Here is a 26105-nt window from a genome sequence, read left to right as displayed (position 1 = left end):
GCCGGCTTCTGCCCATCGCCAGCCGCCGCCATCGACAACGATGGGCTTTTGCAACCGAAAGGACGATGCCATGACCGACATCATCAAGAACTTCTGGAAAGACGAAGAAGGCGCCACCGCCATCGAGTACGGCTTGATCGCCGGCCTCATCGCCGTGGGGATCGTGGTGGGCGCCACCGCGCTCGGCACCAATCTGAATGGGCTGTTCACCCGGATCGCCACCAAGCTCACCGGCTTCGTTCCCTGAGCGCCGGCTGCGGCGCGATCTGGCCGGGCTCGGGCGGGGCTTGCCTCCGCCCCCGGCGCCAAGGCATTTTGCAAACCGAAAGGACCATGCCATGACCGAAATGATCAAGAACTTCTGGAAAGACGAGGAAGGCGCCACCGCCATCGAATACGGGCTGATCGCCGGCCTGATTGCCGTGGGCATCGTCGTGGGCGCCACCGCGCTGGGTACCGATCTGAACGGATTGTTCAGCCGGTTGGCCACCAAGCTCAACGGACTTGCCCCCTGAAGATGGAGTGGGCCTCGCTATGGCTGTGCGTCTGCATCACATGGCTCGCAACGATTGCGGTCATGGATCTGCGCATCCGGCGCGTGCGCAACTGGATGGTGCTGCTCGGCCTGGCCACAGGCGCGGCGGCACTGGCCAGTGGGGCGCAGCCGTTCCAGGTCTCGGCCTGGAACGCGCTGGCCGGACTGCTGGCGGGGTTTGTCGTGCTGCTTCCTTTCTATGCACTGCGCTGGATGGGAGCGGGCGACGTCAAGTTCGGCGCGGTCGCAGGGCTGTGGTTCGGGCTGAGCTTCGACCTGCTGCTGATCTGGACTGGCGGCAGCCTGCTGGCCGGCCTGCACGGCCTGCTGGTGCTGTCATTGCGCCACCTGAGCCACAGCCCCACCGGCCTGTGGCTGCAGGCCCGGCTGCCCCTGGCCTGGGCGGCCCGCCTGGCACCGCTGGGCGCTGCGTCTCAGCCCGCAGGCACCACCGATGGACCGCGCCAGCCCCAGCGCTCCATTCCCTATGCCGGCTACATGGCCATTGCGGCCATCGCCCTGGCCTGGCGCCACAGCCAGCCGCTTGCCTGAACGGGAGATGCCCATGCCGATCGCTTTCCCCTCGCCACGCACCACACGGCCCGGCCCCGCCGCAAGCCGCCGCCGTGCGCTATCCGGACGCTTTCCTGCCCTGGCGGACCCTCTGCGCCATGGCAGGAAAGCGCCAGGGCAGCCCCCATGCCTGAACACCGTCGCCACCCACTTTCACCAGGAGCCCCAGCCATGAACCTCACCAAGATTCTTGCCGGACTGCTGGTGGGGCTGGCCATCGTGCTCGCAGGCCTTGCCTGGCTGCTGGGCAGCCAGCCCGCACGCCCCGTGGCCCAGCCCTCGCCGGCCGCCTCGGCGCAGCCGGCCCCAGAGCCCGTGCCGCAGCATGCCGTCGTGGTCGTGGCCCAGGCCATTGCCGCAGGCCAGCGCATCGGCAGCGAGGATGTGAAGCTGGCCCAGCTGCCCGCCCCCGTACCCGGCAGCTTTGCCGCAACCGACGACGTGCTGGGCCGCACCACGCTGATGGCGCTCACCCCGGGCACCCCGCTGTTCGAGCAGCAACTGCTCAGCGGTCTGGCGCTGCAGCTGGAGCCGGGACAGCGCGCCCTGGCGATTGCCATCCGGGAGCAGATGGCCGCGGGCCACCATGTGCGCCCCGGCGACTTCGTGGATGTCTACTTCACGCTGGACGGCAAGTCCGACCAGGCACCCGTGGACGCGCAGACCCGGCTGCTGCTGGCGCGCAGCCGCGTGCTCGCCTACGGCTCCGGCAGCGTGGAACGCCCACCCATGCCGGCCGTCCAGCGCCAGGCGCAGCAGGACAAGGAATCGGCAGGCTCGTCGCTGCGCCGCGCCAGCGCTGCGGATCAGACCGGCCAGCGCCCTGAGAACGTGCAATCGGCCGTGCTCGCCGTGCCGCTGGACGATGTGGAGCGCCTCACGCTGGCCGAGAAATTCGGCCAGCTCACCCTGGCGCTGCGCAACCCGGACGACCTGTCCGTGCCCGATCCCAAGCTCTTCGCCGCCCTGCCCGGCGCACTGCAGCCGGTGGCGGGCCGCCTCCGGAAAGACCAGGCACTGGAGGGTGCGGACCGCGCCTTCGCCGGCCTGCGCATGCACGACCTGGCCACCGGCGCCGACGCCAAGAACATCCGCAAGCCTGCCGCCCAGCCCATGACGGCCTTCGCACCCGCCGTGCGGCCGCCGCCGCAGCGGGCCCCACGCGAACGCACCGTGGAGCTGCACAACGGAGCCGCGGTGCAGATGGTGAACTACTGAAAACACACAACAAGAGGGAGATGCCATGAAGTGCAAGAACATCTCGACGGCCGGAGCAACACCGCTGCAGCGCGGGGTCTGGACACTGTGCGGCAGCATGGCCTTGCTGGCATTGCCGCCAGCGGTGTCGGCGCCTGCGGACACCGCTGCCGTCCAAGGCATGCACGCCCCCGGCGCCGGGGACATGCCCTCTGGCGACTCCCTGCAGCTGGTGGCCGGACGCCAGCACCTGATGCCGCTGGCCAGTACTCCGGGCCGCATCGCCGTGGGAGACCCCAATGTGCTGGACGTGAAACTGCTGCGCGCCACGCCGGGCTCCGGCGCCAGTGCCGGCTCCGGCTCCGGCGGCACCGAGCTGCTGCTCACGCCCAAGGCCCAGGGCAGCACCACGTTGGTGGTGTGGCCCCAGAAAGGTGGCGCACCCCAGCGCTGGGAGGTCCAGGTCCGCGGCCAGCACCTGCTGCTGGAAAAGCGCCTGACCTCGGTTCCAGAACATGCCCAGGCCGTGGCCGAACTGCGCCAGTACGCACCCGCCCAGACGCTGCTGGTGGACAACTCGCAGATCGACGTCAAGAGCAACACCGTCCAGGTGGACGTGCAGGTGGTGGAGTTCAAGAAATCCGCGATGAAGCGCATCGGCGTCAACATCTACAGCGGCGGACGCAACAACCAGGGCTTCAGCTTCGGCAGCTTCAGCCCCGGCGTGGTGGGCAGCATCAGCACCAATACCAACGGCACGGGGACAGGAACGGGAACGGGCAATACCGGCTCGGGCGGCACGGGAGGCACGGGCTCGGGCGGCGTGTCCAACAACACCTCGTCGGCCATTGCCAGCGCCATGAGCCTGGTGATGACCTTCGGCAAGGCCTTCAGCGGCGCCGGCATCGTCACGCAGCTGAGCATCCTCGAAGGCAATGGCATGGCGCGCGTGCTGGCCCGGCCGACCCTGCTGGCCCAGACCGGCCAGAACGCCAGCTTCCTGGCCGGCGGCGAGCTGCCGATCCCCGTGCCCGCGCGCGACGGCAACATCGCCATCCAGTACAAGGAATTCGGCATCAAGCTGCAGCTGACGCCCACCATCCTGTCGGACGATCGCATCGCCCTGAAGGTCTCGCCCGAGGCCAGCGACCTGGACTTCAACAGCGGCGTGACCATCAGCGGCGTCACCGTGCCCGCCATCCGCACGCGCCGCGCCGACACCTCGGTGGAGCTGGCCGATGGCGAGAGCTTCGTCATCGGCGGGCTGGTCAGCCGTGCCACCACCTCCAACGTCAGCAAGGTGCCGGTGCTGGGCGATCTGCCCATCCTGGGCACCTTCTTCAAGAACCTCAACTACACGCAGGAAGAGTCCGAGCTGGTGATCATCGTCACCCCGCGCCTGGTCCACCCGCTTCCCGCCAGCACCAATCTCGAAGCCCTGCTGCCGGGTGCGCAATCCGAGCAGCGCAACGCCGGCAAGGTCTGGCTGCCCTACCTCGCCGGCGGAATGAGCACCCAGACCGCCGTACCCGGTTTCTCGTACTGACGACATGACAAGCAAGCCCACCGCAACCGATTCGCCTGTGGACGCCACAGGCTCGCCGGCCATCGGCTCACCCACCTCGCTGGAGACCCTGCTGGGGCTGCGTTCCTCGGCCTCGCTGGCCAGCAAGCCGCAGCCCGGCACCGATGCGCTTGCGCAGGACAGATCACCGCTTGCACAGGACAAGTCACCGCTTGCGCAGGACAAGTCACCACTGGACAGGATGACCGCGCCCGCCGCGCCCCGCCCGACGCCTCAGCCGCTCGACAACGACCTGCAGGTGGAGCTGCTCTTCATCCACGCAGGCACCCCCGAAAGCTCGCTGGCCCAGGCCTGGCTGCAGCACATGCTGGACGGCGCACGGCTGCATGTGGCGCGGTTCCAGGACAACGTCACCGAGCAGGTGCAGCGCTACATGCCGCATGCCGTGCTCGTGCATTTCGACCCGCTGTCCACCGACGAGGCGGCCCACCTGGCCTCCCAGCTGCACATCTCCCACCCCCACCTGCCCTGCCTGGCCGTGGGCCGCACCAAGTACCCGCAGTGCATGCTGGCCGCGCTGCGCGCCGGGGTGCAGGACTTCCTCGACGTGGACGGCCCCGTGCAGGCCGCTCACCAGACGGTGATCGATCTGATCAAGCGCGTGCCCCCGTCGGCCTCGGGCATGCCCAACGCGCCGCTGACCGCCATCATGTCGGCCCGCGCCGGCCTGGGCAGCAGCCTCATGGCATCGCACCTGGCCTGGTACCTGCAAAAGCGCCTGCATGGCTCGACGGCCGTGCCGGGCAAGGACGCCACGCCCCGCGAGATCAGCAACGAGACGCTGGACGGACTGCTCATCGACCTGGGCTTTCCCAGCGGCGACTGCGGGCTGTACCTGGGCACGCTGGGCGACTTCGACTTCATCGAGGCCGTCAACAACCTGCGCCGCTTCGACCGGCGCCTGGCATCGACGGGACTGGCCCGCCATGAAAGCGGCCTGCGCCTGCTCACGCTGCCGCGCCAGCCCGCCCGACTGCGCGACGTCTCCTATGCCGATGCCGACGCGCTGCTGCTGCGCCTGCGCCAGTACTTCCGCCACATCGTGGCCGACCTGGGGGCCGTCGTGCCCACGCAGCTGGCCATGCGCGTGGCGCTGCGCGCCAGCCAGATCTGGGTGGTCTGCGACCAGAGCGTGGCCAGCGTGGTCTCCACCACCGAGCTGCTGCGTCAGCTCGACGAGCAAAAGGTCGATCGCGAGCGCGTGCAGCTCATCGTCAGCCGGCACGACAGCCAGCTGGAGCTGGAGGCCCCGCAGATCGCCAGGCAACTGCAGCTGCCGCTGCTGGCCACCATTCCCGAGCGCCGGCGCGAACTGGTCCAGGCCGTCAACCAGGGCCAGCTGCTGCCCAGCCGGCTGCAGCGCGAGCCCTATGTGCAGGCCGTGGACAAGCTCGCCACCTTGCTGATCACCACCCACCACCAGGCCCATGCGGGCGATCAGGCCGCGCCCGCCCGGGGCCTGAACCGTTTCTTCCACCGAACAAGAAGCTGAACGCACCATGACGACCACGGCTTATTCCCATCTGGCCGACGCCCAGGCCAGCGAGTTCGAGCGAAGCGCGCTGTTCCTCGACCTGAAGAACCGCACGCACGAGCACCTGCTCAGCCGCATCGAGGAGTTGGGTGCCGAGTTCGGCCGTTGGTCGCAGGCCGCCATCGCGCAGTTCGTGCTGATGGAGCTGGACAGCTTCATCCGCCTGCACTCCGTGCCCGTCAACGAGCAGGAGGCGCTGCAGGTGGCGCGCGCCCTCACGCGCGAGCTCACGGGACTGGGGCCGCTGCAGCCGCTGCTGGAAGACCCGCTGGTCGAGGACATCCTCATCAACGGCCACGGCAACATCTACGTCTCTCGCGGCGGCGTGCTGCAGCGCGAGACGCTGCACTTCAAGGACGACGAGCATGTGCTGCGCATCGTGCGCCGCATCCTGGCGCCGCTGGGCCGGCGCCTGGACGAGTCCAGCCCCATGGTCGATGCCCGCCTGCCCGATGGCGGGCGCATCAACGTCATCATCGAGCCGCTGTCCATCGACGGTCCCTCGGTCTCCATCCGCAAGTTCCGCAAGGACCCGCTGACACCGCCCGAACTGGTGCAGTTGGGCACCTTCAACCAGGACATCTGCCGCATCCTGGAGATGGCCGTGCAGGCGCGCTGCAACATCCTGGTCAGCGGCGGCACCAGCTCGGGCAAGACATCCCTGCTCAATGCGCTGGCCAGCTTCATCCCGGGCAGCGAGCGCATCGTCTCCATCGAGGACACGGCCGAGCTGGCCCTCAACCACAACCACGTGGTGCGGCTGGAAAGCCGCCCCGGCGGCTTTGACGGCTCGGGCCACGTCAGCATCCGCGACCTGCTGCGCAACAGCCTGCGCATGCGGCCCGACCGCATCATCGTCGGCGAGGTGCGCGGCGGCGAGGTGCTGGAGCTGCTGCAGGCCATGAACACCGGCCACGACGGCTCCATGGGCACCATCCACGCCAGCTCGCCGCGCGAATGCCTGTACCGCGCCGAAATGCTGGCCGGCTTTGCGGGCTTTCAGGGCAGCGAGGTCAGCCTGCGCCGCCAGATCGCCAATGCCGTGGACTTCATCGTGCAGATCGGCCGCCTGTCCAACGGCCGCCGCCGCCTGCTGTCGCTGACCGAGGTCACGGGCATGACGGACAACATGATCTCCATGCAGGAGCTGTACCGCTACGAGCCCCAGGTGGGCCCTGACGGGCAGGAGATCGACCAGTGGGTGTCGCTGGGCATCTCGCCGCACTCGCCCAAGCTGCTGAGCTGGTGGCGCATGCAGCAGCAGACCGGCCATGGAGGCGTGCGATGACAGGCCTGGCACCCGCCGTCCTCATCCTCGGCGCGCTGGCCTGCCTGCTGCTGGCACTGGCGCTGTGGGTGATCATGCGCGGGCGCCGCAAGGAGCATGAGCAGTCGATCAACCTGCACATGAAGCGCAGCGTGGACGGCCACCGGGAGGTGATCTCGCCCTCCCCGCCCATGGCCGAGCCCGCCTTCCGCGCCCCCGCCGCGCAGCCCGCGCCCTCACCCGCTGCCGTGCAGTGGCTGGCCCAGCGGCTGGGCGTCCAGTCCTGGGGAATTTCGTCCAACACCCTGGCCCTGTTCGCCATCACCGGCCTGGTGCTGGCCTTGCTGGCAACCAGCCAGGCAGGTGCTGCCGCGGGGCTGGTGGTGGCAGTGTTGTATGCCGTGGTGCTGGCCTTCGGCATCTGGCGGCGGCAGGCCAAGCGCCGCGAAAGACTGCTGCAGCAACTGCCCGGCTTCCTGGACAACATGGTCCGCCTGATCTCCATCGGCAACTCGCCGCATGCGGCCTTCCAGATGGCGCTGAACAACGTCCCCGATCCGCTGGGCGACGCGCTGCAGCAGGCGGCGGCCATGCTCAGCGCATCGCCCGACCTGGGGCAGGCCATGGGCCAGCTGGAGCGCAACTGGCGCCTGCCCGAATTCGGCCTGCTGGCCGCCGTGTTCCGCATGAGCGTGCGCTATGGCGGCCGCGCCGACCTGGTGCTGGAGCGTGTATCGGCCTACATCCGCGACCGCCAGTCCGCCGAGCGCGAGCTGCATGCGCTGTCCTCCGAGATCCGCATGTCGGCCTGGGTGCTGGCCCTGCTGCCCCTGGTGGTGGGGACGCTGATCATGGTGATCAACCGCGGCTACTTCATGCGCATGTGGAACGACGACAGCGGCCAGACCATGGTCCTGGTCGCCGCCGCCCTGGAGGCCCTGGGCGCCTTTCTTCTCTACCGGCTGGCCAAGCTGAGGTGAACCCATGACAGCACAGGCACAGGTACAGGTACAGCCCCACCCATCCGTCTGCGGAAGGAGCCACCGATGACCCCGCAGCAACTGTGGATCGCCAGCATCAGCCTGGGCGCGCTGGGACTGGTGCTGTGGGCCTGCGCCCTGGTGTGGAAGCTGTGGCGCTCGGCCCGTGCCTCCAGCCAGGTCGCCAAGATATTGCAGGCGCGCGATACCGCATCGACCCCGAAGGCCGCCACGAAGAGCGCCATGCAGGCCAACGACGCGCAGCTGCTCAACCCGCTGTCCATCAACGTGCGCTCCTCCGATTCGCCACAGGCGGTGGCCGCCAACCTCCCGCCCCCGGCCTGGCTGCAATGGGGCGTGGCCAAGGCCTTGCTGGCCGATGAGGACCGCAAGCTGCTGGACCAGGCTGGCGTGGGCACGCGCAACGGCAGCATGGCCTATGTGGCCAGCCGCATGGTGCTGTGCGTGGTCCTGCCCCTGCTGGCGCTGGGTGTGCTGCGCCCCGGCGAAAACGCGGCCCTGATCTACGGCTTTCTCGGGGTGAGCCTGGGGCTCATGCTTCCCAAATGGTTTCTGCGCTCGCGGGCCAAGGGCCGGCGCGAGCAGGTGGTCGAGGAACTGCCGCTGTTCGTGGACCTGCTGCGGCTGCTGCAGGGCGTGGGCCTGAGCGTGGACCAGAGCCTGCAGATCCTGGCCTCGGAATTCAAGAGCGTGCTGCGCGTCATCAGCGGCGAGCTGGCCCTGGCCAACCAGCTCTACAACAGCGGGCGCACGCGCGAGCAATCCTTCCAGCGCATGGTCAACATGAGCGCCGACGACGACATGAGCGCCATCGTCAACCTGCTGGTGCAGGTGGACAAGCATGGCGGCGCCGTGCAGGAGCCGCTGCGGGAATTCAGCATCCGGCTGCGCGAAAAGCGCCAGGCCAGCTTCAAGGAAAAGATAGGTTCCATCACCGTGAAGATGACGGGCGTCATGGTCCTCACGCTGCTGCCCGCCCTGCTCGTCATCACGGCGGGCCCCGGCTTCCTGGCCGTGATCAGGGCATTGACCACCATGGGAGGACGCTAGGCATGCGACACCAGGAAAACACCCGCGCAGGGCGGACGCCAGCGCCGGCACCCCTTGCAACCCTGGCAGCCCTGGCGACCCTGGCCTTGGCCCTGGCCGGCTGCGCCAGCAAGGGGCCGCAGGGCTACGGCGCCCCTTCCGCGCAGCAGGAAACCGCCGCCCAGGCCCAGCAGCAATTGCAGAACGCCCAGCAGGCCACCCAGGTGGACAACGCCCAGACCTATCTGGACCTGATCACGCAGATGCAGCAGGCGGGCCAGTGGTATGCCTCGCTGGCGCACACCGAAGCCTTCGAGCAGCAGTACGGCGTGAACCAGGAGTCGCGCCTGATGCGGGCCGACGCGCTGCGCAACACCGGCCAGGTCGAGCAGGCCCGGCAGGCCTACCTGGCGCTGCTGCAGGGCGCCACCACGGCGCGGGCGCGGCGCGGCCTGGGCCTGCTGTACGCAAGCCAGGGCCAGTATGGCCAGGCCGTGGAGCAGCTGGACAAGGCGCGCCAGCTCAACCCCATCGACGCCAACGTGCTCAGTGACCTGGCCTACGCCCACATGCTCGACGGCCGGCTGGCCGCCGCGCAGATGCCCATCATGCAGGCCTCGCAACTCGCCCCGGCCAACGCACGGGTGCAGCTGAACATGGCGCTGTTCTGGCTGGCCAGCGGCAACCAGGCCCAGGCGTCGCAGCTGCTGCGCCAGCTGGCCCAGCCCCAGGCCAAGGGCGCCCTGCCCATGATCGACCAGACCTCGCTGCAGACCCTGCAGGCACAGCTGGCCAGCGTGCGCGATGCCGTGCGCCTGCGCGGCGACAGCCTGCCCGCAGAGGCCAGTGCCGGTGCCGGTGCCGGTGCCGCTGTGTCCAGCGCCCCTGTGCTGCCTTCTGTGCTGCCCCCTGCACTACCCCCTGTGCCGACCCTGGGCACCCGCCCCGAAGCACGCGCCACCGAGGCCCTGCCCGAGACCCTGCCGGCCGGCATCACCCGGCGCATTCTTCTTTCCGAGCCGCCCGGCGCCGCAGGCGCAGCAGCGGCCTCGCCACTTTGAGGAGCACGACATGCCAGACACATACCGCATGGACCCACCGCGCCGCACTGCAGTCGCCAACGCTCTGGCCCCCTGGCTGCTGGCCGCCGGCCTGGCCCTGCTTCCCGCGGCCGCGCTGCATGCCCAGGCCTTTGGCGAAGTGCAGAGCCCGCCCGCGCAGGTGGATGCACGGCCCCATGTGTTCGCCGAGCCCTCCACCGACTCCATCCTGGTCGGCTACACGCTCTACACCAACCCCGATGGAACCGTGATGTACCTGCCCCGGCGCGAGATCGACATCGGCGGGGGCACCCTGCGGCTGCTGGAAATGCAGCACAGCCAGCCGGGCCAGCGTGCGCGCCCCATCGCGGGCGAGCAGGCGCGGCGCAGCTATGCGCGCTACCTCAAGAGCTTCGAGACGGAAATCCCCGCCCTGTACAAGACCGGCGTCGAAGCCGGCGGCAAGAACTGAGGCCGGCCCCGGCCACGGCTTGCAGGAACGACCATGAACCGGCGCCAACCCCGCGCTCACCGCCCTCACCGATCTGCCAGCCTGCGGCAGCGGGGGGTGTATGCGCTGGAGTGGGCCATCATCTTCCCGGTGTTCTTTGCCCTGCTGTATGCCTGCATCAGCTACGGGCTGGCGTTCCTGGTGCGCGAATCCATGCAGGCCGCCGCCGAAGACGCCGCGCGGGTCACGCTGCGCTACCAGACCAGCCGCAGCGCCCGCCTGGACGCGGCCCGCAGCCTGGTGCAGCAGCGGCTCGACTGGCTGCCCGCCGACCTCAGGCCCACGGCTGGCAGCATCGACGTGCGCATCTGCAGGCTGCAGAACAGCGAACTGTGCTCGGCCACGCTGACCTGCGGCGTGCTGGTTGCCGAACGCTGCATGGTGCGCGTGGGCTTCACCATCCCTTATGGAACCAGCCCGATAGCGCCCGCCCTGCCGGGCTTCGGCCTGGTCATGCCCACCACGTTGACGGCCAGCGCCAACATCATGGTGGACAGGGGGGGGCTATGAAGCTCCCCCTGAGTCGCTTCGCGCCTTCCCCCTCTCTCGCTTCGCGGGAGGGGGGCATCCGGGCAACCGGCGACACCCTCGGGGCGGGGCTGCACAGGCGGCAGCGTGGCGTGGCAGCGGTGGAGTTCGCGTTGATCGCCGGGGTGATGGTGATGCTGCTGATGGGCATGTTCGTGTACTGGCGCGTGCTGCAGGCCCAGCAGTCGCTGGCGCGTGCCACGGGCGATGGTGCGCGCATGGTCCAGCATCTGGCCTTTGGCGGGATGGCGGGCTACAACCCGGCCAAGCCGGCCGAACGCGCCAACATCCTGCAGGCCACCAGCGATGTGGTGAACCAGAGCCTGGCGGCCAGCGGCATTCCAGCGGGCACGGCGCCCACCCAGATACAGATCGACTGGGGCACTTCCCAGGCCACGCTGAGCGTGGTGTACATGCTTCCCCCCGTGCTGGGCCAGGGCCTGCAGGTGGGCAGCCAGACCTTGGGCGAACCCACGCGCCTGGAGTCCCGCAGCCTGATCAGGCTTGCGCCCGGCAGCTAGACAGGAGGACCAGAGCATGCTCACCCACCTCCCCGCATCCGTACACCGCCCCCGCACGCGCCGGCAAGGGCGCCGGCAAGGCGGCAGCCTGCTCGTGCAGTTCGCCCTGCTGGGCTCGGTGCTGTTCCTGTTGCTCGGCGTCGTGGACCTGGGCTACATGTACTACGCCAAGCGTGACCTGCAGCGCATTGCCGATCTGGCGGCCACCCAGGCGGCCCAGACCATCAATGCCGAGCGCAGCAACCGCGCCGCATGCGTGACGGCGGGCGAGGACAGCATCACGGCCAACTGGCCGGTTCCGCTGACCCGCAACAGCACCCAGACCGTGGTCAGCTGCGGCAACTGGAACCCGGCGGACCCGGCGCGCCAATCGAGCGGCGGCCGCTTCTTCGACGCCAGCTCCGGCCCGCTGAACGCGGCGCGCGTGACGGTGGGCGGCACCTCGCCCACCATCTTTCCCGGGCCCTGGAGCCGTGCCGTGGTGGCCGAGGCCATTGCCATGCGCAACGACTCGGTGGCGTCCTTCCAGGTGGGCTCGCAGCTGCTGCGCTTCAACAAGGACACGCCGCTGGGCGGGCTGCTGGGCCTGGTGGGGCTGGACGTGGGCATGCTGACCCTGCTGGACTCCAAGGGCCTGGCCGATGCCAAGATCAGCCCGGCCGGCCTGCTCAAGGCCCTGGGCGTGAACCTGGGCATAGAGCAGCTGCGCGCGCTGTCGCCCGAGGGCCTGGCCAACATCGCCAGCGTCACCCTGCTGAACGTGATCGACGCCTCCATCAGCGCCATCACCGACAACGCGCTGGCCGTGCAGCTCAATGCGCTCAAGACCCAGATCATCAACGCGGGCCTGAGCACCATCAAGATCCCGCTGGGCAGCCTGGATGACCAGAAGGGCCTGTTCGCCTTCCTGGGCGCCGGCCGCACCGATCCGCTGAACGCGGCCATGGACGTGCAGCTGGGCATTGGCGACCTGCTGAAGACGGCCATTGCCATCGGCGCCAACGGCCACGCGCTGCAGGCCAACCAGCTCGATGTGGCCGGCCTCATCAAGGCCCAGCTGACCATCGTGCAGCCGCCCACCATCGCCGTGGGTCCCGTCGGCACGCAGGGCTACAGCGCGCAGATCCGCCTGAACCTGAACGTGGACACGGACCAGCTGCTGGGCGGCGCACTCAAATGGCTGGTCAAGGACATCCTGGGCACCCAGGTCAAGCTGCCCATTGCCGTGGACATCACCAACGCCACCGGCACGCTGACGGCGCTGCAATGCAGCGCCAGCCCGCAGACCATGGACCTGTCGGTCAAGTCCTCCATCCTCAACGCCTGCGTGGGCAAGATGGACCCGGCCAACAAGCAAAGCTGCGAGAAGGGCCTGCAAAATGAGCAGCTCATCACCCTGCTGCACCTGCCCGTGCTGAACGGCAAGCTGTGGGTGCCGGCCCTGGAGTACACGGACTCCACCACGGGCCTGGGCATGGAGCCGGGCTACGAAGATCCGGCCGACCCCAACTGGTCCAAGACCAACCGTTCCACGCAGGTGAACCAGCTGGCGCTGGGCGACACGGTCAACAACATCGTCACGGGACTGCTCAACCTGCTCAGCGGCCTGCTGCAGCCACCGAACAGCACGCCCACCGACATCACCACGCGCCTGCTGGGCTCCTACCTGGACGCCTCCATGGTGAACGGGCTCTACAACGTGACCAGCCTCACCAACCTGCTGCTCAACGGGCGCGGCGTGGCCGGCGACAAGGACTACATGCCGCCCCTGCTCACGTCCAACTTCACGTTCAACAACGCCATCGCCAAGTCCTGCCTGCTGGTGGCCTGCCCGTCCTCCACCTGGCCCAGCGGCACGTTCTCGGCCGCCCTCAACTCCTATACCAGCGTGCCCGGCGGCCTGCTGGATGTGCTGGGCATCTCCACCTACGACAACGGCTACCAGAGCTGCGCGGGCCTGCTCAGCTCGCTGCTCAACTGGAATGGCTGCGTCAAGAACAACGTGACCAAGCTGCTGACCTCGCACCCGCAGTACCTGTACACGATCAACCCGAACAGCCCCGAGATCCAGTCCCTGCTCAACCGCGACAACAACCTCACCTGCACCGGCGCCCTGTGCACCCTGCTCAAGCCGCTGGTCACCACCGTGCTCAAGCCCATCCTCAACGGCGTGGGCACGCTGCTGACCAGCGTGCTCAAGGACACGCTGGGGCTGGAGGTGGGCCGCACCGACATCAAGGCCCTGTCCATCGGCTGCGACACGGCGCAACTGGTTTTCTGAACGGCAGGCAAGGCCATCCAATCCATGAATCGACAACGAGGGAATGCAACGTGAATCTGGACGAGCTCGTCATCTATGTCTGGGAAGGCCAGGCCGATATCGCCGAGCGGGTGGAGCGCTGCGTGCTCAACCTGGGCGTGGACGTGGTGCGCGCCGACGGGCTGACCCTGCCCGCCGACACCAGCGAGCTGGGCAATGCGATTGCCGTGGTCAGCGTCTCGGTGCTGGAGGGCGCGCGCTTCACGCGCCAGGGCGTGGAGGGCACCTTCGGCATGCCCGTGCTGTGGGTCAGCGCCAAGCAGCGCGACGCCAACGCCGGCACCTATGCCATGGAGTACTCGCATGTGCTGCCCTTCGACTTCACGGGGGCCGAGCTGCGCGCCATGCTGGTGCGCATCCTGCGGCGCATGCAGAGCAACCAGCGCCAGGTGCAGCGCTCGGAGGACATCATCGCCGTGGCCGACTGCATGCAGCGCCTGCTGCGCGACGTGGACACCTTTGCCGACTGCGAGCACAGCGTGCTCATCATCGGCGAGACCGGCGTGGGCAAGGAGCGCATTGCCGAGCGGCTGCACGAGCGCAACAACCGCTACGGCCAGGGCCCCTTCGTGGTGGTCAACTGCGGCGCCATCCCGGACGGGCTGTTCGAGTCCCTGTTCTTCGGCCACGCCAAGGGCTCGTTCACGGGCGCGGTGAATGCCCACAAGGGCTATCTGGAGCAGGCCAACGGCGGCACGCTGTTCCTGGACGAGATCGCGGACCTGCCGCTGTACCAGCAGGTCAAGCTGCTGCGCGTGCTGGAAGAGCGCGCCATCACGCGGCTGGGGTCGGCCGCCGCCGTGCGGCTGGATTTCCGGCTGGTGGCGGCCACCAACAAGCCGCTGCGCGGGCTGGTGCGCGAGGGGCGCTTCCGGGCCGACCTGTTCTTCCGCCTGGCCGTGATCGAGCTGCAGATCCCCAGCCTGGAGGAGCGCGGCGAGGCCGACAAGCTGGCCATCTTCCACGCCATCCTGCGCAAGGTGGTGGGCGAGGCCACGATGAAGGAGCTGGGCGAGGCGCCCTTCTTCATCCTCGACGCCGTGGCCCAGATGTACTTCCCCGGCAATGTGCGCGAGCTGCGCAACCTGGCCGAGCGCATCGGCGTGGCCGCCCGCCAGACGCGCGACTGGAACGCCGACGGCGCCACGCAGCGCATCCTGCAGCACGCCCAGGCCCTGTCGGCCACCACCTTCCCGCCGGACGCGGGCGCCGCCGAGCCCCTGCTGGCCGACCGCAGCAACTGGGACATGGACGAACGCAACCGCATCATCGCGGCGCTCAACACCAACGACTGGAAGCGCCAGAACACGGCCCAGCACCTGGGCATCAGCCGCAAGGTGCTCTGGGAAAAGATGCGCAAGTACCAGATCAGCGACGGCGAGCCCGAAGTGCCCGTGCCGGGCTGAGCACGCCCTCCGACACATCCCCATCCCCCCACGCCATGGAGACCTCCACGAACATGCAGGACAAGCCGGTCATCATCTTCGTCAGCGCCGTCTACCCCAGCCAGTACAGCCTGCTGTGCAGCCACCTTCGCGCCAGCGGCGCGGCCGACAGCTGGTTCATGACCATGCCCGGCCATGCCGAGAACTACGCCAGCCAGTGCGACCACCTGCTGTCGTTCCGGCCCGATGGCGACATCGTCGGCCCGCAAAGCTACTACTACTCCAGCAAGGTGGAGCGCTCGGCACGCATAGGCCGCGGCCTGCTGCAGGGCCTGCAGGCCTTCGAGAAGGAAAAGGGAAAACGCATCGACGTGGTGGTCGCCCACTCGCTGTGGGCCGCGCCCAACCTGCTGTACGGCGAGATCGATGCCGCCATCGTCAGCTACATCGAATTCCCCAGCTACCGCGTGCACGGCAACGAGCCCGACTACCCGCCCGACCTGTCCCAGCGCCTGGCCGACCGCAACATGGAAATGCTGCACTACCACCAGGTGCTGTGCAGCGACCTGACCATCACGCCCAGCGCCCATGCGCGCTCGCTGTTCCCGCCGCTGCTGCAGGAGCGCGTGGCCGTGCAGTTCGAGGGCTTCGACATCCAGGCGCCCGACGAGCAGGCCGAGCCGCCGCCGCGCCAGGACACGCGCTTCACCGTGGCCTTCTCATCGCGCGACCTGTCCAGCTCCAAGGGCTTCGAGACCTTCATGCGCCTGGTCGACCGACTGGTGCGCGAGGGCGATGGCCAGCAGATGCGCTTCATCGCCCTGGGCGACCCCACGGCCGTGACCTACGGTTACGAACAGCAGTGGGTGGAGCGCCGCTACCAGGGCAAGGTGGCCAGTTTCCGCGACCATCTTCTGCAGATCCACCCGGCCGCCCAGGTGGTGGAGTTCCCGGGCAAGCTGCCGTATGACGAGTTCGCGCGCACGCTGGCCTCGGTGGACCTGTTCCTCTATCCGCTGCGCTACGGCGTGGCCAACTGGGGATTGATGGAGATCCTGGCGCGCGGCGGCTGCGTGATCGGATCGAACTGGGGCTTTGTGCCGGAGCTGGTGCAAAACGATGTCAACGGCCTGCTGCTGCCCGACAGCGACGACGCCTGGATCGGCGCCATCCGCCAGCTGCGCGACGACCCGGCCCGGCGCCAGCGCTACGGCCGGGCCGCGCGCGAGACGGGCAAGCGCTTTCACATCTCCAACGTGGCTCCGCGCTTCATGGACCTGTTCCGCCTGGCCATGGCGCGGCGCAGGGCCGCCCCGCTGATGCTGGAGTGAGGTGCCGCACCGGCACGGGCCAGGCGCGGCCCAGGGCCGGGATCGGTCCAGGCCTCAGGCCCGCGCCCGCAGGAAAAATCCCGTGCCCATGCCGGTCTCGGCGGCCGACACCTCGGCTCCACCAGACACGGTGGAGGCCGCCACAAGAGCAGACATGCGCTCCATGCCGCTCCAGCTCAGGGCCATGTCCAGCTCGTCGCCGTCCTGCACCTCGGTCGCCTCCAGCACCTCCAGCACGTCTTCCACGCGCACCACCTGGTCCAGCAGGCCATGCAGCGAGGGCCGGGCGATGAAGAAGCCCTGCGCGCCATGGGCTCCCGCCAGCGCCACGGCTTCCAGGCCCTGGGCGGACTCGATGCCTTCCACGATCACGCAGGCGCCCCGGTCGGCGCACAGGCTGACCAGGCCCTGCATCATCCGGGCCGAAGGCCGGGCCTGCAGGCTCTGGTCCAGCACGGACTTGTCGATCTTGACGATGTTGGCGCGCAGCTTGCCCAAAATGTCCAGGCCGCCGCGCCGGGGCACGATGTCGTCCAGCGCCACGCGCACGCCCAGGATCTGCAGGTGCCGCACCAGGCCCAGCGCGGCCTTCTCGCAGGGGAAGGCGCCGGTCTCGGTGATCTCCAGCACCAGGCGCTGGGCGATCTCGGGCCGGTCCTCCAGATAGTCGAACACGCCGTCCCACCAGGCGTCGTCGCAGAACGAGGCGGCCGACAGATTGCAGCCCAGGCTGTGGCCGGTCTTCATCTCCAGCGCGCCTATCACCGACCACAGCACGCTGCGGTCCAGCCGCGCGGCCAGGCCCAGGCGCTCCAGCGCCTCGATGGCATGGGGCACGGCATAGTTGTCGTAGGCAGAGAACACGCTGCGGCGCAGCAGGCACTCGTGGTAGAGCGTGCGGCCCGCGCCGGCCCCACTGCCCCCGCCTGCCATGCCTGCGGGCTCCAGCAGCGTCACGGGCTGGAATGCCAGCGCCAGGTGGCCCAGCCGCAGATCGTCCAGCAGGCGGCCCGCCAACTGCATGTCGGCCTGGTAGGCCTTGATCAGCCTGGGGTGCATCCTGCGCACCGCCATGTCCTGGACGCCCGCCGTGGCGTGGCCCTTGCCGCGTATCTCATGCAGGCCCGTCAGGGAGACGCAGCCCAGCGCCTGCACTTCGGCGCGCAGATAGGCCTGGCGCGCGCCGTCCACCACCGGGTCGCGCACCAGGGCGGACTCCAGCGCATGCATCCAGCCATGCCGGGCCTGATTGCCGGGCAGCACCGTGTCAGCCATCGTGCGGGGATCGAACCCCCGAACCAGCACCGTGTCGCCCGCACGCTCCAACGATTCGGCATCGATGCCCAGGCCCGTGAGCCGCTCCACGCAGGCCCGCATGGCCTCCTCGCAGAAGCCGTTGCCGTAGACGCTGCGCCAGGTCTGCAGGGGCGACAGCCAGATGGCCAGGTCCACGGGGGTGTCGCCGGGCGGAGCTTCGATGATGTCGTCGTGCATGGTGTGCTCCTTCATTCAACGGCCTGCAATGGGTTGTGAATAGCAGTGAAATCCGATCGCCCTGCGCCCCCGGCCCGTGGGCCCGCCGCCGAGCACGCCGGCATCCACGGCCGACAGCGCCAGGTCCACATGGCCGGCCACCAGGTCAAAGACCACCGAGCAGGCATCCGCCTTGCGGCTGAAATACGCCAGCGTGGCGTCCGTGCCACCTGCGAAGCTGCCCAGCAGCGCCTGCCCGTCCTGCTCCTGGAACACGGCCTGCGCGCCGCCCTGCTGGGGCACGATGACGCGGTCGCCCTGCTGCAGCACGGCGCCGGCCTGGGCCGCGATCACATCGTTGCGTCGCACGATGCGCACGCCCTCGCTCACGCGCGTGAGCATTGCCACCGGCGCCATCTGTGCATGCGCGCCTCCATCACCGGCCTCGCGCGCAGAGGCAAAGCCAGAAGCGCGCGGCACCGCCGCAGACACGAACGAGGCGGGCACGTTCAACGGCTTGCTGCGCGCCCTGTCAGGGCTGGTGCGCAGTCGCGACAGGGCCACGCCTGCAAGCGACAACGAGAGAGCGGCCATGGTTTCTCCTCCGAAAGACTGCGATCGATGGGGCGGGTGGCGCAGCGCCCGGTTTTCCAGACACTGCGACAAGCTTTTTGCATCCTGTTGCAACAAGCGTGCCATGGGCCTGGACGTCTTCATCCAACGCAAAGCCATCTGTAACCTATTGATTTATTTGGATACCCAAGCACAGCTGCCGCCATGTCACCCCGCGGCGTTACGGGCGATGTCACGTTACGCCGGCGCGCCACGGCGTTACTTTTCACGGCGGCCGCGCAGGGCGACGCGGCCCTGGCTGCCAGGCGCGGACCCCCTTTCGGTGTATGTTCCAGCGCATCACTTCAGGAGCCAGCCCTGTCCCCGCAAAAGTCCATCCAACGGGATCTGGTGATCCTCTGGCTCACCATCTCGGCCGTCGCCTTGGTGCTGGCGTGGCTGCTGCTGCTGCTGAGCCGGCAGGGCACCGACCAGCAGGTTTCCCGCGCCCGCGACGCCTCAGGCGTCAGCTGCAGCGCGCTGCAGGCCGGGGCCGCGCGCATGGGGCTGGCGGGGCTGACGGCGGACACGCCCAGCGCACAGGCCCGGTCCGCCGCGCAGGCCGTGCTGGACCTGGCGCTGCGCGAGCGCCCCGGCATGGAAGGCGGCTTCTGGCGCGAGGGCCCCGGCGTGGTGGCCTATGCCTTTCCCACCTACGACGGCTCGGGCATCAAGCGCGATGCGCCCAGTGCGGAGATGGAGCGCATCACCTCCACCGCCCAGCGCGCGCGGGACGGCGCAGGCCTGGTGACCGACCTGCGCCCCGGCCTGCGCGAGGCGGTGGTCTTTGCGGCCTGCCCGGCCCAGGCGGACGCACCCGGGCTGGTGGCCTGGACACTGATGCGCGTTCCCCTGATCAGCGCCGACGTGGTCAACCCCCTCATCCTTGCCGTCAGCCTGCTGCTGGGCATGGTCCTGGTCTCGGGCCTGTGGCTGGGCAGGATGCTCCGGCGCTGGCAGCGGCAGTCGGCACAGATGGAGCAGCAACTGCTCAGCGCCGAACGGCTGGCCACCCTGGGCCGGCTGTCCGCAGGCCTGGCGCACGAGATCCGCAACCCGCTGGGCACCATGCGCATGAAGGCCGAGACCGCGCTGGCAGCGCCCGCGCCACTGCGCGAAGCGCGCAGCCAGGGCGCACTGGAGGCCGTGCTGGCCCAGACCGCGCGCCTGGAAGACCTGGTATCGAGCCTACTGGCCTTGACCCAGCCCTTCCGGGTGCAACCGGAGCCGGTGGACCTGCAGCAGTTGCTGGACGAAAGGCTGCAGGCACATGCCGAGCTGGCCCAGGCCAGGGGCGTGCAACTGGCAACGGCAGTGTCCGCCGGCCTTGCCCGGGACCTGCAGGATGGGCGCCGCCCGCTGCTGGACCCCGTGCAGATGGCCAGGGCGCTGGACAATCTGCTGCTCAACGCCCTGGCGCACACGGCGGCCGGCGGCCGGGTGGAACTGGGCGCGGACCGCGGCGCTCACCGCAACAGCCCGCTGCAACTGTGGGTGGCCGATGACGGCACGGGCATTGCGCCCGAACTGCGCGACACGCTGTTCGAGCCCTTCACCACCGCGCGCCCCGGCGGCACCGGGCTGGGATTGGCGCTGGTGCGCGAAATCGTGCTGGCCCATGGCGGCCGCATCGCGCTGGGCAAGACAACACAAGGCACCCGCATAGAAATGGAATTTCCATGGCCCGCATCCTGATCGTTGACGATGACACGGCCTTCCGCGAAAGCCTGGCCGAGATGCTGGGCGACCTGGGCCATGGGGTCAGCCAGGCCCCGACCGTGGCGGCGGGGCTGCAGATCCTGCAGGCCGGGTCCGTGGATGCAGCCATCGTGGACCTGCGCATGCCGGGCGAGGACGGCCTGGCCTTCCTGCGCAAGGCCCGCGGCCTCTCACGGGCGCCCTGCATCATGCTCACGGCCTATGCCAGCGGCAGCAACACCATCGAGGCCATGCGCCTGGGCGCCTTCGACCACCTGACCAAGCCCATTGCCAGAACCTCGCTGGTCGAGGTGCTGGAGCGCGCCTTGCTCAGTGCCGGCCAGGCCGGCAGCCTCGAGAACGTGGCGCAGAGCCCGGCGCAGAACCCGGAGCAGGATGGCGATGACGCCGAGCTGGTCAGCGGCAGCGAGGCCATGCGGCAGGTCTTCAAGCGCATCGGCCTGGCGGCGGACAGCGACGCCACCGTGCTGGTGCTGGGCGAGACCGGCACGGGCAAGGAACTGGTGGCGCGGGCCCTGCACCGCAACAGCGCCCGGGCGGAGCGGCCCTTCGTGGCCGTCAACTGCGCGGCCATTCCGGCAGACCTGATGGAAAGCGAACTCTTCGGCCATGTGAAGGGCGCCTTCACGGGCGCCGTCAGCGACCGCGCCGGGCGCTTTCGCGAGGCGCAGGGCGGCACGCTGTTCCTCGATGAAGTGGGCGACATGCCGCTGCCCACGCAGGCCAAGATCCTCAGGGCGCTGCAGGAGCGCGAGATCACGCCCGTGGGCGCCAGCCGGGCGCAGCCCGTGAACGTGCGCATCATCGCGGCCACGCACCGCGACCTGCCCGCCGCCGTCAAGGACGGTCGCTTTCGCGAGGATCTCTGGTACCGGCTCCAGGTCGTGCCCGTGCACCTGCCGCCGCTGCGCGAGCGCCTGGGCGACGTGCTGCTGCTGGCCGAGCATTTCCTGCGCCAAGGCGGCGGCGCCTCGCCCAAGCGCCTGGGTGCCGACGCCGCGCGCCTGCTGCTGGCGCACGACTGGCCCGGCAACGTGCGCGAGCTGCGCAACGCCATGGAGCGCGCGGCCCTGCTGTGCCCCGGGCCGGTCATCGGGGCCGAGCACATCGGCCTGCAGCCTGCCGCGGCGAGCGGCCCCGCCATCGACTGGAACGGCCCGCTGGCCGCCGCCGTCGCCCAGCTGGAGCGAGAAATGGTCACGCGTGCCCTGGCCGCCGCCACGGGCAACCGTGCCGAGGCCGCACGCCGCCTGGGACTGTCGCGCCAGCAGCTGTACCGCAAGCTGGCGGAGTTCGGGCTGGGCTGAGGCCGCAATGGGCACACGGACGCACGGACGCACGGACGGCGCCGCATGTGTCCGATACGGCGACACCTGCTGTCTCCGCATCGGACACCGGGCCCGCAGCGCCCGCTGCAAGCTATTGATTTCATGAGAATTCCTGATGGCATGGCACTTGCATTGACGGATGCGTGTCCATCGCCAACCCAGGAGCCCTCATGTCCCGATTTGTTCTTACCTCCGCCGTCCTCTGGCTGGGTTCCAGCGCATTGAATGCGCATGCCGTGCCGCCCGGCGGCTTCGCCTCTTCGGCCCCTTCAGCCCCTGCAGGGCCTGGCGCGCTGCACGCACAGGCCGTGCTCGAAAGCGCCGTCGCCCGGCTGCTGACCAATCCGTATGGAGAGGTGGACGGCCTGCGCCTGACCGACGGCACGGTGGTCCGGTTCCCGCCCCATATGTCCGACGCGCTCACGGCGGCCGTGAAGGTGGGCGACACGGTGCGCATCATCGGCCGCAGCGAAGCCGGTGGTGCGGTCAAGGCGGATGCCATCGTGAACTCGGCCAGCGGCCAGACCGTGTACGACCAACCGCCCGCCCGCGACGGCGCCCGCCCCATGCCGCCGCACCTGCGCATGGCCGGACTGCAGACGCAGCAGGCCCAGGGCCGCATTGACGTGGTCCTCACCGGCCCGCGCGGTGATGCCAACGGCGTCATCCTGTCCGACGGCGCCATCGTGCGCTTCGCCCCCCATGCGCTGCAGCAGCCGTTGCAGCCGGGGCAGCTGTTTGCCGCCTCGGGCCTGGGCACGCGCAACGCGCACGGCACCTCGCTGGAGGCCACCAGCATGGGTGCCAGCCTGTCGGACCTGCAGCCGCTGTACGACCGCGCGCGCTGACACCACCGCCCGGTCCCCGGGGCCGGGCGGGCTCCTGTCCCTTCCTGCTGTTCTGCTTTCCCGCCTTCACCGAACCCCGCCATGTCCCCCAAGATCGCCCCCGTCCTGCTGCTGCTGATCTCCAACGTCTTCATGACCTTCGCCTGGTACGGGCACCTGAAGTTCGAGAACCGGCCGCTGTACCTCGTCATACTGGTGAGCTGGCTGATCGCGCTGGCCGAGTACTGCTTTGCCGTGCCCGCGAACCGGCTCGGCCATGAGGTCTACAGCGCGGCCGAGCTCAAGACCATCCAGGAGGTGATCACGCTGGTGGTGTTCGCCGTCTTCTCCGTGCTCTACCTGGGCGAGAAGCTCACCCTCAACCACCTGGTGGGCTTCGGCTTCATCTGCCTGGGCGCCTTCTTCGTGTTCAAGGGCCCCCTGCGCTGAAGGAAGCCGCCATGCACCGCACACACCACCATGCGCGGCGCTGGCTGCCGGGGCTCAACTTCTTCCTGGCCGACGTGCGCGACGGCCTGGGACCGTTCCTGGGCGTGTTCCTGCTCGCCCAGGGCTGGCGGCTGGACGATATCGGCTACGTCATGGCCCTGGGCGGCATCGCGGGCATGCTGGCCACCACGCCGCTGGGCGCGCTGGTCGATGCCTCGCGCCGCAAGCGCAGGCTGCTGGCAGCGGCCATCGCCCTGCTGCTGGCGGGCAACCTGGCCATCTGGATCGCACCGTCGCTGGCCGTGACGGCGGCATCGCAGGTCATCACCGGCGTGGTCGCGGCCTTGATCGCACCCTGCCTGCTGGGCATCACGCTGCAGATCACCGGCCATGCGGACCTGCCCCGGCAACTGGGCATCAACGAAGCCTGGAACCACGCCGGCAACGTGGCCACGGCCGCGCTGGCGGGGGCCATGGGCCTGCGCTGGGGACTGCCCTCCGTCTTCGTGCTCATGGCCCTGATGGGCTGCGCCTCGCTGGCCTGCCTGGCGCTGATGCGGCTGGATGAAACCCCGCAAGGCATGCCGCCCCCAGAGCAGGCCGGGCCTTGCGCACCCGGCCTGCTGCACGTGCTCACGGGCACGCCGGCGCTGCGGGTGCTGGCCGTGGCCATGCTGCTGTTTCACCTGGGCAATGCCGCCATGCTGCCGCTGCTGGGGCAGGCCGCCGTGGCGCGCGGCCATGCCAACCCCAGCGGCTTCACGGCGCTGACCATCATCGTTGCGCAACTGGTCATGATCCCCATGGCCCTGCTCGCCGGGCGCCACGCCCAGCGCAGCGGCTACTGGCTGCTGGTCAAGGCGGCGTTGCTGTCGCTGCCGCTGCGCGGCCTGGTCGCCGCCACCTGGGATTCGGACTGGGCGCTGATTCCCGTGCAGGTGCTCGACGGCGTGGGCGCGGGGCTGCTGGGCGTTGCCCTGCCGGGCCTGGTCGCGCAGACGCTGCGCGGCACCGGCCACGTCAACGCAGGCCTGGGCGCCGTGATGACGCTGCAGGGTCTGGGCGCGGCCGCCAGCCCGGCACTGGCGGGCTGGATTGCACAGCGCTTCGGCTTCGATGCGGCCTTTCTTTCGCTGGGCGGCATCGCGGTGCTGGCCCTGGCGCTGTGCTGGTTCGGCGCGCCTGCCGAACCAAGGGCCGCACACCTCCAGCCCAAGACCTGAAATCAGGCCATGCGCGGCCCGCTTTCAGGGCATCTGGAAACATTTGGGGGCCTGGAAACATAGGAGAATTCCTAGGACCCGAATCAGAACCCGCGCCATCGCGGACTTGCCTCCCAGCGGCCAGCGCCTGCCGCCCCCGAATGACTGTCAAGAACAAGAAGCCTTCCGCGCGCAAGCGCAGTTCCTCCCCCGCCTCCAAGAAGAAAGCCTCCAGCCGCAGCGGACTGTGGCGCTCCATGCTCGCCGCCCTTGTGGCGGCAGCGGGCACCTTCCAGATCGCCAGTTGCAGCCTGGACCCGAACTGGCACCCCAAGCTTCCCGAGCCCCCGTTCCTGTCCACCCTGCCCATCCCCGGGCTGGAGCACCTGCGCAAGCAGCCGGAGACAGGTTCGGGCACGGCCTCCGGTGGCGGCAGCCCGCCAGCCGGCAGCATGGCCACGGGCTTTTCGCACTGCCGCGACTTCTTCCCCGGTGGCGAGCCCCCGGCCCTGCAGATCCAGCCCCAGCAGCGCGAGCTGTGCTTCAGCGCCTTTGCCGTGCTGCACAGCGGCCAGACCAAGACGCCCGTCTTCGTGGTGGAGCGCCTGAACCGCAAACTGCTGGACCAGGGCCAGGGCCTCAAGCGCAGCGACAAGTTCTATGCCGATGCCCGCCTGCCCCGCGCCGAGCGGGCCGAACTGGACGACTACCGCCGCTCCGGCTACTCGCGCGGACACATGGCGCCGGCCGGCGACATGTACTCGCCCGAGGCCATGGCCCAGAGCTTCAGCCTGGCCAACATGGTTCCGCAGGACCAGACCCACAACGGCGGCGTCTGGAGCAAGGTCGAGCAGGACACGCGCCGCTACGCCCAGCGCGCCCAGGGCGATGTCTATGTGTTCACCGGGCCGGTGTTCGACGGCCAGCCGCTCACCATCGGGCCGGGCAAGGTCCATGTGCCCAGCCATATCTTCAAGCTGGTCTACGACGCGAGCACGGGGCGTGCCTGGGCGCACTGGCAGGCCAACAGCCCGGATACGCGGATGAGTGCGCCGATCAGTTATGAGGAGTTCACTCGGAGGACGGGGATGCCGTTGTTGGCGGGGGTGATGAGGGGGCGGGGTTAGCGTTTCGCGCTGGTTGCTGGCGTGGGGTGGGGTCCTGTTTTTGACCCTGCCGGGGGGTTGTTTTTCGAGGCCGGGTCTCGGCCCGGCGGCCGACTGCCCTTTCTTGATTCGCCAAGAAAGGTCAGATCAAAGAAGGCGACCCGGATGTCCGCGACCCCTTCGCTTCGCTACGGGGCAACCTGCGTCGTGGCGGTTGCGGGGTTCGCCGTGAAACTCACTTCGCGCTACGCGCTACGTTCAAACATCACGGCGAGTCAGATCACGAAGCAAGCCTGTCCTTCGGCAGGCTTGCAACCCCGCAACCGCCACGCCGCAGGCGCGGACATACGGGATTGGGGAGAAAGGCAGCCGCTCACTGGCGCTGTGGCTCAGGGGGTTACTGTGCGTCGGTCCAGGACCTTGTCTATCAGGCCCCATTCGCGGGCTTCTTCTGCGGTCATGAAGCGGTCGCGGTCCAGGTCGCGTTCCACCTCTTCGTAGCTGCGGCCGCAGTGCTGGGCGTACAGGCGTGTCACGCGGTCCTTGGTGCGCAGCATTTCCTCGGCATGGATGCGGATGTCGGAGGCCTGGCCCTGCACGCCGCCCAGCGGCTGGTGCACGTGCAGGCTGGCGTTGGGCAGGGCCATGCGGTGGCCGGGCTCGCCGGCCATGAGCAGGAAGGAGCCCATGGAGCGCGCCGTGCCCATGCACAGCGTGTGCACGGGTGACTTGATGAACTGCATGGTGTCGTACATGGCCAGCCCGCTGGTGATCACCCCGCCGGGCGAGTTGATATACAGGTGGATGGGCTTGTCGGGGTTCTCCGCCTCCAGGAACAGCAGTTGCGCGCAGACCAGGGCAGAGACCGCGTCGTTCACCTCGCCGTTGAGAAAGATCACGCGGTCGCGCAGCAGGCGCGAGTAGATGTCGAAGGACCGCTCTCCGCGCGCCGACTGTTCGACAACCATGGGGACGAGCATCATCGATTCGCGCATGGGCGAACTCCTGTGTGTGGTGGTGAAAAAAGAAAG

Annotated in this window: 25 protein-coding genes; 22 read left to right on the top strand and 3 right to left on the bottom strand. The window is 69.1% G+C overall.

What is annotated here, in order from left to right; translation table 11 throughout:
• Positions 1-70: 70 nt before the first annotated feature.
• From LGR64_RS18900 to LGR64_RS18825, 16 genes are all read left to right on the top strand, one after another.
• Complete coding sequence (locus LGR64_RS18900) at positions 71-247, top strand: Flp family type IVb pilin (RefSeq protein WP_013803749.1); 177 nt, start codon at positions 71-73, stop codon at positions 245-247.
• A gap of 91 nt (positions 248-338) precedes the next feature.
• Positions 339-515 carry a Flp family type IVb pilin gene (locus tag LGR64_RS18895; protein WP_013803750.1) on the top strand — a complete coding sequence of 59 codons (177 nt, stop codon included), beginning with the start codon at positions 339-341 and terminating at the stop codon, positions 513-515.
• A 2-nt stretch (positions 516-517) separates the two neighbouring features.
• A complete protein-coding gene (locus LGR64_RS18890) occupies positions 518-1087 on the top strand; it encodes an A24 family peptidase (protein WP_202758140.1) in 570 nt (189 codons plus the stop codon).
• A 192-nt stretch (positions 1088-1279) separates the two neighbouring features.
• The gene (gene cpaB, locus LGR64_RS18885) at positions 1280-2326 is read left to right on the top strand and encodes a Flp pilus assembly protein CpaB (protein ID WP_230356582.1); all 1047 of its coding nucleotides are present in this window, start codon (positions 1280-1282) and stop codon (positions 2324-2326) included.
• Between the two features lie 25 nt (positions 2327-2351).
• Positions 2352-3851, top strand: coding sequence for a type II and III secretion system protein family protein (locus LGR64_RS18880; RefSeq protein WP_230356580.1), 1500 nt, complete (start codon positions 2352-2354; stop codon positions 3849-3851).
• Between the two features lie 4 nt (positions 3852-3855).
• Positions 3856-5382, top strand: coding sequence for an AAA family ATPase (locus LGR64_RS18875; RefSeq protein WP_230356577.1), 1527 nt, complete (start codon positions 3856-3858; stop codon positions 5380-5382).
• Positions 5383-5389: 7 nt separating this feature from the next.
• Positions 5390-6712, top strand: coding sequence for a CpaF family protein (locus tag LGR64_RS18870; protein ID WP_012203993.1), 1323 nt, complete (start codon positions 5390-5392; stop codon positions 6710-6712).
• Positions 6709-7671 carry a type II secretion system F family protein gene (locus LGR64_RS18865; protein WP_034391047.1) on the top strand — a complete coding sequence of 321 codons (963 nt, stop codon included), beginning with the start codon at positions 6709-6711 and terminating at the stop codon, positions 7669-7671. The genes LGR64_RS18870 and LGR64_RS18865 overlap by 4 nt, the downstream gene beginning before the upstream one ends.
• Before the next feature lie 66 nt (positions 7672-7737).
• On the top strand, positions 7738-8742 hold the full coding sequence (locus tag LGR64_RS18860; RefSeq protein WP_216295833.1) for a type II secretion system F family protein: 1005 nt from the start codon (positions 7738-7740) through the stop codon (positions 8740-8742).
• A 2-nt stretch (positions 8743-8744) separates the two neighbouring features.
• The gene (locus tag LGR64_RS18855; RefSeq protein ID WP_230356575.1) at positions 8745-9782 is read left to right on the top strand and encodes a tetratricopeptide repeat protein; all 1038 of its coding nucleotides are present in this window, start codon (positions 8745-8747) and stop codon (positions 9780-9782) included.
• 10 nt (positions 9783-9792) lie between these two features.
• Positions 9793-10233, top strand: a complete 441-nt coding sequence (locus tag LGR64_RS18850; RefSeq protein WP_230356573.1) for a DUF3613 domain-containing protein — start codon at positions 9793-9795, stop codon at positions 10231-10233.
• Between the two features lie 33 nt (positions 10234-10266).
• Complete coding sequence (locus LGR64_RS18845) at positions 10267-10782, top strand: TadE/TadG family type IV pilus assembly protein (RefSeq protein ID WP_230356572.1); 516 nt, start codon at positions 10267-10269, stop codon at positions 10780-10782.
• Positions 10783-10892: 110 nt separating this feature from the next.
• The gene (locus LGR64_RS18840; protein WP_052155400.1) at positions 10893-11321 is read left to right on the top strand and encodes a TadE family protein; all 429 of its coding nucleotides are present in this window, start codon (positions 10893-10895) and stop codon (positions 11319-11321) included.
• Between the two features lie 16 nt (positions 11322-11337).
• Positions 11338-13602 carry a TadG family pilus assembly protein gene (locus tag LGR64_RS18835; protein WP_230356570.1) on the top strand — a complete coding sequence of 755 codons (2265 nt, stop codon included), beginning with the start codon at positions 11338-11340 and terminating at the stop codon, positions 13600-13602.
• 50 nt (positions 13603-13652) lie between these two features.
• Positions 13653-15047 carry a sigma 54-interacting transcriptional regulator gene (locus tag LGR64_RS18830; RefSeq protein ID WP_013803762.1) on the top strand — a complete coding sequence of 465 codons (1395 nt, stop codon included), beginning with the start codon at positions 13653-13655 and terminating at the stop codon, positions 15045-15047.
• A gap of 35 nt (positions 15048-15082) precedes the next feature.
• Complete coding sequence (locus LGR64_RS18825; RefSeq protein WP_175403303.1) at positions 15083-16357, top strand: glycosyltransferase; 1275 nt, start codon at positions 15083-15085, stop codon at positions 16355-16357.
• Between the two features lie 54 nt (positions 16358-16411).
• On the opposite strand, the gene LGR64_RS18820 is transcribed toward LGR64_RS18825, so the two are convergent.
• Together LGR64_RS18820 and LGR64_RS18815 are read right to left on the bottom strand one after the other, a co-directional pair.
• Positions 16412-17851 carry an EAL domain-containing protein gene (locus LGR64_RS18820; protein WP_230356567.1) on the bottom strand — a complete coding sequence of 480 codons (1440 nt, stop codon included), beginning with the start codon at positions 17849-17851 and terminating at the stop codon, positions 16412-16414.
• A gap of 15 nt (positions 17852-17866) precedes the next feature.
• Positions 17867-18424 (bottom strand): hypothetical protein, encoded by a 558-nt coding sequence (locus LGR64_RS18815; protein ID WP_230356564.1) that lies wholly within the window; start codon positions 18422-18424, stop codon positions 17867-17869.
• 369 nt (positions 18425-18793) lie between these two features.
• Here LGR64_RS18815 and LGR64_RS18810 point away from each other — a divergent pair, with 369 nt between their 5' ends.
• The 6 genes from LGR64_RS18810 (at position 18794) to LGR64_RS18785 (ending at position 25095) form a co-directional block, all read left to right on the top strand.
• Positions 18794-20137 (top strand): sensor histidine kinase, encoded by a 1344-nt coding sequence (locus LGR64_RS18810; protein ID WP_230356562.1) that lies wholly within the window; start codon positions 18794-18796, stop codon positions 20135-20137.
• Positions 20122-21468, top strand: coding sequence for a sigma-54-dependent transcriptional regulator (locus LGR64_RS18805; RefSeq protein WP_230356561.1), 1347 nt, complete (start codon positions 20122-20124; stop codon positions 21466-21468). The genes LGR64_RS18810 and LGR64_RS18805 overlap by 16 nt, the downstream gene beginning before the upstream one ends.
• A gap of 191 nt (positions 21469-21659) precedes the next feature.
• Entirely contained in the window at positions 21660-22337 is a 678-nt protein-coding gene (locus tag LGR64_RS18800) for a hypothetical protein (RefSeq protein WP_230356559.1), read from the top strand.
• 81 nt (positions 22338-22418) lie between these two features.
• Positions 22419-22766, top strand: coding sequence for a DMT family protein (locus LGR64_RS18795; protein WP_012203978.1), 348 nt, complete (start codon positions 22419-22421; stop codon positions 22764-22766).
• A gap of 11 nt (positions 22767-22777) precedes the next feature.
• Entirely contained in the window at positions 22778-23989 is a 1212-nt protein-coding gene (locus tag LGR64_RS18790) for an MFS transporter (RefSeq protein ID WP_230356557.1), read from the top strand.
• Between the two features lie 140 nt (positions 23990-24129).
• Entirely contained in the window at positions 24130-25095 is a 966-nt protein-coding gene (locus LGR64_RS18785) for a DNA/RNA non-specific endonuclease (RefSeq protein ID WP_012203976.1), read from the top strand.
• Between the two features lie 368 nt (positions 25096-25463).
• Here the strand turns inward: LGR64_RS18785 and LGR64_RS18780 are convergent, their stop codons facing one another.
• The gene (locus tag LGR64_RS18780) at positions 25464-26069 is read right to left on the bottom strand and encodes an ATP-dependent Clp protease proteolytic subunit (RefSeq protein ID WP_013803771.1); all 606 of its coding nucleotides are present in this window, start codon (positions 26067-26069) and stop codon (positions 25464-25466) included.
• Positions 26070-26105: the final 36 nt, after the last annotated feature.

The sequence above is a fragment of the Delftia sp. Lp-1 genome (assembly GCF_020523835.1).
In the GTDB taxonomy this organism is placed as follows: domain Bacteria; phylum Pseudomonadota; class Gammaproteobacteria; order Burkholderiales; family Burkholderiaceae_C; genus Comamonas; species Comamonas acidovorans.
Note: the sequence above shows the minus strand (reverse complement) of the source record. Positions and strands in the feature narration are given on the sequence as shown.

What these genes read in the sequence shown, in the direction of transcription:
- LGR64_RS18845 (WP_230356572.1), top strand. Translation starts at nt 10,267, where the DNA reads ATGAACCGGCGCCAACCCCGCGCTCACCGCCCTCACCGATCTGCCAGC.
- LGR64_RS18780 (WP_013803771.1), bottom strand. Translation starts at nt 26,069, where the DNA reads ATGCGCGAATCGATGATGCTCGTCCCCATGGTTGTCGAACAGTCGGCG.
- LGR64_RS18835 (WP_230356570.1), top strand. Translation starts at nt 11,338, where the DNA reads ATGCTCACCCACCTCCCCGCATCCGTACACCGCCCCCGCACGCGCCGG.
- LGR64_RS18785 (WP_012203976.1), top strand. Translation starts at nt 24,130, where the DNA reads ATGACTGTCAAGAACAAGAAGCCTTCCGCGCGCAAGCGCAGTTCCTCC.
- LGR64_RS18855 (WP_230356575.1), top strand. Translation starts at nt 8,745, where the DNA reads ATGCGACACCAGGAAAACACCCGCGCAGGGCGGACGCCAGCGCCGGCA.
- LGR64_RS18860 (WP_216295833.1), top strand. Translation starts at nt 7,738, where the DNA reads ATGACCCCGCAGCAACTGTGGATCGCCAGCATCAGCCTGGGCGCGCTG.
- LGR64_RS18875 (WP_230356577.1), top strand. Translation starts at nt 3,856, where the DNA reads ATGACAAGCAAGCCCACCGCAACCGATTCGCCTGTGGACGCCACAGGC.
- LGR64_RS18865 (WP_034391047.1), top strand. Translation starts at nt 6,709, where the DNA reads ATGACAGGCCTGGCACCCGCCGTCCTCATCCTCGGCGCGCTGGCCTGC.
- LGR64_RS18820 (WP_230356567.1), bottom strand. Translation starts at nt 17,851, where the DNA reads ATGCACGACGACATCATCGAAGCTCCGCCCGGCGACACCCCCGTGGAC.
- LGR64_RS18790 (WP_230356557.1), top strand. Translation starts at nt 22,778, where the DNA reads ATGCACCGCACACACCACCATGCGCGGCGCTGGCTGCCGGGGCTCAAC.
- LGR64_RS18900 (WP_013803749.1), top strand. Translation starts at nt 71, where the DNA reads ATGACCGACATCATCAAGAACTTCTGGAAAGACGAAGAAGGCGCCACC.
- LGR64_RS18825 (WP_175403303.1), top strand. Translation starts at nt 15,083, where the DNA reads ATGGAGACCTCCACGAACATGCAGGACAAGCCGGTCATCATCTTCGTC.
- LGR64_RS18895 (WP_013803750.1), top strand. Translation starts at nt 339, where the DNA reads ATGACCGAAATGATCAAGAACTTCTGGAAAGACGAGGAAGGCGCCACC.
- LGR64_RS18880 (WP_230356580.1), top strand. Translation starts at nt 2,352, where the DNA reads ATGAAGTGCAAGAACATCTCGACGGCCGGAGCAACACCGCTGCAGCGC.
- LGR64_RS18850 (WP_230356573.1), top strand. Translation starts at nt 9,793, where the DNA reads ATGCCAGACACATACCGCATGGACCCACCGCGCCGCACTGCAGTCGCC.
- LGR64_RS18870 (WP_012203993.1), top strand. Translation starts at nt 5,390, where the DNA reads ATGACGACCACGGCTTATTCCCATCTGGCCGACGCCCAGGCCAGCGAG.
- LGR64_RS18890 (WP_202758140.1), top strand. Translation starts at nt 518, where the DNA reads ATGGAGTGGGCCTCGCTATGGCTGTGCGTCTGCATCACATGGCTCGCA.
- LGR64_RS18800 (WP_230356559.1), top strand. Translation starts at nt 21,660, where the DNA reads ATGTCCCGATTTGTTCTTACCTCCGCCGTCCTCTGGCTGGGTTCCAGC.
- LGR64_RS18795 (WP_012203978.1), top strand. Translation starts at nt 22,419, where the DNA reads ATGTCCCCCAAGATCGCCCCCGTCCTGCTGCTGCTGATCTCCAACGTC.
- LGR64_RS18815 (WP_230356564.1), bottom strand. Translation starts at nt 18,424, where the DNA reads ATGGCCGCTCTCTCGTTGTCGCTTGCAGGCGTGGCCCTGTCGCGACTG.
- cpaB (WP_230356582.1), top strand. Translation starts at nt 1,280, where the DNA reads ATGAACCTCACCAAGATTCTTGCCGGACTGCTGGTGGGGCTGGCCATC.
- LGR64_RS18805 (WP_230356561.1), top strand. Translation starts at nt 20,122, where the DNA reads ATGGCCCGCATCCTGATCGTTGACGATGACACGGCCTTCCGCGAAAGC.